Genomic DNA, 7002 nt, shown 5'->3' with positions numbered 1-7002 from the left:
CCCACACTCCCCCATCCCACCTAACGTTCGGATTTTGGCATTACTGAATCGGTGTTCTAGCCCCGCATCTAAAATTGTCTTACCACTGGTTGACCGTCTTTAACTTCGCCAACTAAGACTAAATTTACACAGTTGACGAAAATACCATTTTCCAGAACACCGGGAATGTTATTCAGTGTTTTTTCTAGGTTTACTGGGTCGTCAATAGAGTCAAATCTGACATCTAAAACCATGTTGCCTTGGTCAGTGATTACCGGGCCAGCTTTTTTAACACCCATGCGGAGTTCAGGTTTGCCACCAAGTTTTTTGATGGCATCAGTGACAGGAGTAATGGCCATTGGGATTACCTCCACTGGTACAGCAAAAGTAGAACCTAAACGATCTACTAACTTCCCACTATCCACCACGACAATGAACTGATTTGCCAAGTAATCGACTACTTTTTCGCGGGTATGGGCTGCACCACCGCCTTTAATCAAATTCTTTTGAGGATCAACTTCATCAGCCCCATCAATAGCAATATCAATGTGGTCAATAGCGTCCAAAGTGGTGAGAGGAACGCCGTATTGCTTTGCTAGTACTTCTGACTGAAACGAAGTCGGAACACCAACGATATCTTTGAGTTCACCAGACTGGAGGCGTTCTCCGAGAAACTGAATTGTGTACGCCGTGGTTGAACCCGTACCCAAACCGACAATCGAACCTGATTTGACTAAGGCGGCGGCGGCTTTGCCAACTTCTTGCTTCATCAACTTCACGGGGTCTGCTGCTACGGTCATTCCCAAAAATGCTCCATAAAACTTATCTAAAATGAACATAACCCAAAGTTACATACATTTTGCGCTTTACTTGCCGCGATAACGTGGGATAACGAAGACAAGGAGGTCAAGGAAGGGGGCTTGGGGAAGAAATAACTCTTGGCAAATGACAACTGACTAATGACAAATGACAATATAATATTTACCTACGCAACATTGTTATGTGTAAACTCGTCATAAGATAATCCAGTTCTACTAAAAGTAGATTGAACAACGGTGACGTTGTTTATTAATCACATTTGTGGCTGAAATCGGTTATAATCATGCGTCAGTTTATCGGTACTTTATCCTTAATATTTTTGCTACAAAACTTACCAGCAATTCATATGTTACAAGTAGCAGAAGCAGCTTCTAGCCAGGAGTCTGAAGCAATTCAACAAGTAGTTAATGCCAAATGGATGACAAAGTCTCCTGATGGCAATTTTTATCCAGAAAGGTTAATTAATCGTGCAGAATTAGCTGCGATTATGGTGAAAGTATTTCGACTGGATAAACGTCAGGCTGTTAGTAAAGAGAATGTACTAACTCCAGATGTACCCTCTTCTCATTGGGCATTTAATGATATTCAAATAGCCTTAAAGACTGAGATTATGAAAGGCTATCGAGGTAATTTGTTTTTCCCTAATCAAAAGGTGACAAAAGCAGAAGCCTTAGCAATTTTTGCTCAAGCTTATGGTGTATTTCAGTTTCCCGATGAAACTGTTAAGGACATTCTGGCTTCCCATCCAGATGCAGCATCCATTCCATCTTGGGCTAGACAAGCGATCGCCACAGTAATTTCCGAAGGATTTGTCAATACAGATGCTCAAGGCAATATTTTCCCATTACGTCCTATGACCCGTGGCGATATGGCTGATGTATTGAGTAAATATTTGCAACGACAACAGAAACAACCCGATACACCAGAAGTTCCCAAGGTTCCAGATAGCCCACAATCACCATAGAACTAATGGTGGCTTTAGCATAACAAGTATGATAAAACCAAAGATATTAATGCTTGAGTTGCCGCTTGATGCGGTAAGTGATTCCTACCGCACTCAAAGCTAAAACACCTAACACAGGACTTGGTTCAGGTACAGTTGTGACAGCAATAGCTCCTGAATTCTTATCTATAATGAAATCAGAACCAAATTGAGGCACTTGATATAGTGAAAGGTTAGTATTAACTGTTCCTGACAAATAAGTGTCACCTGCAACTTCTCCACCTAAATCTATTAATCCAAAGATTTCTTGTGTAACTGTGTTGAAGTTGAATTTGAAATATTGAGCAGTTGAGTTACTATTAACAACGTTATTATAAGCGGCAACGAGATTATTTAGAGGATTGAAAAAAGCAATACTAAGCGATCGCAAAAATTTCGTTGTTCCAAACCCACTTTCGGAAAAACTTGCTGGGGCTGTACTTTCGTCATAATTAAAAGCACCTCTAGCTGAATAGCCTCCATCTCCATTCCAGCCAAAATTTAATGTCACAGCTTGAGCAGGAAAGGTTCCAGTTAGTGAGATAGTTAAAGCTACCCCAGTTGTCAGAGTTAGAGTTTTAACCAAGTCTTGCATCTTTTCTACGTGTTTTACTAAAGAAGGTTAAATATAAAAATTTCTTTTAGCTTCCTTGAATGAAGAAGAGTAATTTAATCTAATTTTTAGTAATTTTCAGTAGGGTGGGCAGTGCCCACCATATCCGGTTTTTGGTGGGTAATGCCTACAATTAACCTTAAAAAGTAGGTCATTTTTTCAAAAATAAAACCCGATTTCAATAGATAAAAAATAATTATTAGGAAAAGCTATGTCTATCTGGTGATTTATTTTTACTTAAATTGATACTTTTGTAAAGCGGTAAAAGCGAGTAATTTTATGGTAATGTCAATCATAAAATTTGACGATTTTACCAATTCTTCAAAGCAAAATTTATTACATTTTGTTAAATTAAATAGAGACAAGCCAACCTTAATTTTCCTTAAGGAAATAGTAGTAAAACATGCCCAATTAGACTTTAAGAATGCAACTTATTGCAAGTATGGTTCTGTAAGCAACATTACCGTGGGAAAATCAGAGAATATTCAGAAGTAGAGATTAGAGAGGAAAACCCTATAATATGCATCTGAGCGAAATCACCCATCCCAACCAATTGCACGGTTTATCGATTCGGCAACTGCAACAAATTGCCCGTCAAATCCGAGATAAGCACCTACAAACGGTAGCAGCAAGCGGGGGACACCTGGGGCCAGGTTTGGGTGTTGTAGAGTTAACTTTAGGGCTTTACCAGACACTGGACTTAGATCGGGATAAAGTTATTTGGGATGTAGGACACCAAGCTTATCCCCATAAACTAATTACAGGTCGCTATAGCAACTTCCACACCCTTAGGCAAAAAGACGGAATTGCTGGATATCTCAAGCGGTGTGAAAGCAAGTTCGATCACTTTGGTGCCGGACACGCTTCCACCAGTATTTCCGCAGCTTTGGGTATGGCTTTAGCCCGCGATTTGAAGGGAGAAAAATTTAAAGCCGTCGCCGTCATTGGTGATGGGGCATTAACTGGGGGTATGGCTTTAGAAGCCATCAACCATGCGGGACACTTACCCAAAACTAACCTGCTGGTTGTTCTCAACGACAACGAGATGTCCATCTCTCCAAATGTGGGTGCAATTCCTCGCTATCTCAACAAAATGCGCCTCAGTCCACCGGTGCAGTTTTTCAAAGATAATTTGGAGGAACAATTCAAGCACATTCCTTTTGTCGGTGAATCCCTGTCGCCCGAACTCGCGCGCATCAAAGAAGGGATGAAGCGTCTAGCAGTTCCCAAAGTTGGTGCAGTTTTTGAAGAACTGGGCTTTACCTATATAGGGCCAGTAGATGGGCATAATTTAGAAGAATTAATTGCTACTTTTCAACAAGCACATCAAATACCAGGGCCAGTTTTGGTGCATGTGGCAACAGTCAAAGGCAAAGGTTATGAAATTGCCGAACAAGACCAAGTAGGCTACCACGCCCAAAATCCCTTCAATCTCACAACTGGCAAAGCTATTCCTTCTAGCAAACCCAAACCCCCAGCCTATGCTAAAGTGTTTGCCCACACTTTAGTCAAACTCGCTGAACAAAACCCCAAAATTGTTGGGATTACTGCGGCGATGGCAACAGGAACAGGTTTAGATAAACTCCAAGCAAAACTACCCAATCAATATATTGATGTAGGTATTGCCGAACAGCACGCTGTTACCCTAGCAGCTGGATTGGCTAGTGAAGGTATGCGTCCCGTGGCTGCTATCTACTCTACCTTCCTACAACGTGGTTATGACCAAATAGTTCATGATGTCTGCATTCAAAACTTGCCAGTGTTTTTCTGCTTAGACAGGGCGGGAATTGTGGGTGCTGACGGCCCTACCCATCAAGGTATGTATGATATCGCTTATCTGCGTTGCATTCCTAACATAGTGTTGATGGCACCTAAAGACGAAGCCGAACTGCAACGGATGATTGTCACTGGTGTTGACCATACCAAGGGGCCGATCGCCATGCGCTTCCCTCGTGGTAATGGTCATGGTGTACCGCTGATGGAAGAAGGCTGGGAACCTTTAGAAATCGGCAAAGGCGAAATTCTCCGTACTGGCGATGATGTGTTAATCGTTGGCTATGGCACAATGGTTTACCCAAGTATGCAAGCTGCGGAAATTCTCAGCGAACATGGGATTGAAGCCACTGTGATCAATGCCCGATTCGTCAAACCCCTAGATACAGAATTGATTTTGCCTTTAGCTAAGAAAATTGGTCGCGTTGTCACCTTAGAAGAAGGCTGCGTCATGGGTGGCTTTGGTTCTGCGGTAGCCGAAGCTTTACTTGATGCCGATGTTGTAGTCCCAGTCAAGCGCATCGGTGTGCCAGATATCTTAGTCGATCATGCTACACCGGATGAATCTAAGGCTGCACTAGGTTTAACTAGTCGTCAAATAGCAGAAAGAGTTTTGGAAGCTTACTTTCAGAAGCAGCTATCTGCTGTTGGCTAGTTAATTGTTCAGGAAAATACTTAGATCTGCCAAAGATAATTAATCGAAAATACACTCTACAGCTAAGCTGTGGGGTGTATTTTTTTAGAAGAGTTAAGGGTAAAATTATCCCGTTCCTAATACTAATTCACAAAAATCCTGATACAGATAGATCTTTCGTAGGGGTTTAGCAATGCTAAACCCTTGCCCGTGTATTTGTATCACTATTAAAGTGAAATAGTATAACCCCTCCCGCAAGCAAAGAGAAGTCCCGATTGTAGTGCAATCAATTGAGAAGCTGTATAACTCATACTGACAACAGTCAAAAGTGCGATCGCGTCAAATAAGATGCCCGACCTTTTGTAAAAGTCGGGCATCTGGGCCTCGTTTAAGTAAATAGGCTTACGGTGGGCGATGCCCAACCTACGAGTAATAAAAGCCACTATTATTACTCGTGTACAACCATAGAGTTTTCTGATTGCGAGAAACTAATATAAATTGGAAAAGTCCCCATAAGAAGAGTCAGCGTATCTTCTAGAGTCAGCCGCAAGTCAAGTATTGCTTGTAATTTATATGACAATCAACCTGTTGAACGATCGCTATCAAGTTATCCGCACATTGGGTGCTGGTGGGTTTGGTGAAACCTTTCTGGCAGAGGATACTTATATGCCTTCAAAGCGCCGTTGTGTGGTAAAACAGCTAAGACCGATTCAAAACAATCCCCAAATTTACCAACTGGTGCAAGAACGGTTTCAACGGGAAGCGGCGATTTTAGAAACACTCGGCGGCGCGACTGACCAAATTCCGACTTTGTATGCTTACTTTGAAGCAGCTGGACAATTTTATCTAGTTCAGGAGTGGGTTGAAGGCGATACTTTAACAGCAAAAGTGCAACAGCAAGGGTTATTGAGTGAAAGCGCTGTGCAAGAATTGTTGGTAAATTTATTACCTGTGCTGGAATACGTTCACGGTAAGTATATCGTTCACCGCGATATCAAACCGGATAACATTATTGTGCGGCAGCGTGACGGCAAACCAGTACTGATTGATTTTGGTGCGGTGCGTGAATCTATGGGAACGGTGGTAAATTCCCAAGGAAATCCTACTAGTTCGATTGTGATTGGGACACCGGGATTTATGCCCAGCGAACAAGCCGCAGGTAGACCAGTTTATTCGAGTGATTTATATAGTATAGGGATGACGGTAATTTATTTGCTGACTGGGAGACAGCCTCAGCAAATAGAAACAGATCCCCTGACGGCGGAAGTTGTGTGGCGACAATATGCTAGCCATATTAGCCCGATGATGGCAGAGATAATTGATCGTGCGATCGCCTATCATCCACGCGATCGCTATCCCACAGCTAGAGCCATGCTAGATGCTTTGCAGAGCATAGCAAATCCGATTCCGCCGACGCAACCAGTCGTCTATCAACCGCCTATGGTATCTGTACCACCAACTATTCCTGTAAGTCCTCGCCTGGAAACAGAACCGCCGAAAACTGAAGGTAATAATCGCAACGGTTTTGTCATCGGCGGTTTAATAGCAGGTGGGTTAATTGGTGCATCTGTAATTATTAGTCAGGTGTTACCAAAACCTTCGCAACCTATAGCACAAACAACGCCAACACCGACAGCAACATCCTCAACTGTTACATCTCAAATTACAGAGACACCTACTAGTTCACCATCTCCCATACAACAACCTACTTCAATACCTCAAGCGATCGCAACTCCCACATATTCACCTTTTACAAATACATACACAACACCAACAAACAACGTCACAGCCAACGATTATTCTTGGCTTTCTCAAAGACCTATTACAGATGCAGATTTGCAAGGTAAAGACGGTTTTGAACTAGATATTATGCGGAATTGGGTGTTTGCCATTCATGGTCGTCAGTTTGATACTCAAGGCTTACAAGATTACTTTAATAATCAACCTTGGTATCAACCTACATATTCGCCAAAGAAATTTCCTAATAAATTACTCTCAAAATTAGAACGGCAAAATGTTGAATATATTGCCAAATATCAAGACCGTTATAATCTGAGATATTTTAAGAAATAAACTTTAGCAATCTGGATAAAACTCTGAGGTGAATTTAAAATTAGGGAACGGTGAACAGGGAAAGAAAAAACGTAAGAATTCAGCACCCAGGAGTCAGAAGTCAGAATTTAGAGGTAATCTAGTAGATTA

General features: G+C 41.9%; 5 protein-coding genes. 3 read left to right on the top strand and 2 right to left on the bottom strand.

Annotation, left to right across the window (positions count from 1 at the left end):
* Nucleotides 1-68: 68 nt before the first annotated feature.
* A complete protein-coding gene (gene rpiA, locus BV372_RS31350; protein ID WP_086690901.1) occupies nucleotides 69-779 on the bottom strand; it encodes a ribose-5-phosphate isomerase RpiA in 711 nt (236 codons plus the stop codon).
* Nucleotides 780-1081: 302 nt separating this feature from the next.
* On the opposite strand from rpiA, the gene BV372_RS31345 reads away from it, so the two are divergent.
* Nucleotides 1082-1762, top strand: a complete 681-nt coding sequence (locus BV372_RS31345; protein ID WP_086690897.1) for an S-layer homology domain-containing protein — start codon at nucleotides 1082-1084, stop codon at nucleotides 1760-1762.
* Nucleotides 1763-1808: 46 nt separating this feature from the next.
* Here the strand turns inward: BV372_RS31345 and BV372_RS31340 are convergent, their stop codons facing one another.
* Complete coding sequence (locus BV372_RS31340) at nucleotides 1809-2375, bottom strand: PEP-CTERM sorting domain-containing protein (RefSeq protein ID WP_143845404.1); 567 nt, start codon at nucleotides 2373-2375, stop codon at nucleotides 1809-1811.
* A 538-nt stretch (nucleotides 2376-2913) separates the two neighbouring features.
* On the opposite strand from BV372_RS31340, the gene dxs reads away from it, so the two are divergent.
* Together dxs and BV372_RS31325 are read left to right on the top strand one after the other, a co-directional pair.
* Complete coding sequence (dxs, locus tag BV372_RS31330; protein ID WP_086690893.1) at nucleotides 2914-4821, top strand: 1-deoxy-D-xylulose-5-phosphate synthase; 1908 nt, start codon at nucleotides 2914-2916, stop codon at nucleotides 4819-4821.
* A 552-nt stretch (nucleotides 4822-5373) separates the two neighbouring features.
* Complete coding sequence (locus BV372_RS31325) at nucleotides 5374-6873, top strand: YARHG domain-containing protein (RefSeq protein WP_086690891.1); 1500 nt, start codon at nucleotides 5374-5376, stop codon at nucleotides 6871-6873.
* The last annotated feature ends 129 nt before the right edge of the window (nucleotides 6874-7002 follow it).

Origin of the sequence: Nostoc sp. T09 (genome assembly GCF_002154695.1) — a bacterium.
Lineage (GTDB): Bacteria > Cyanobacteriota > Cyanobacteriia > Cyanobacteriales > Nostocaceae > Aulosira.
This window is presented reverse-complemented; position numbering and strand designations above follow the sequence as displayed.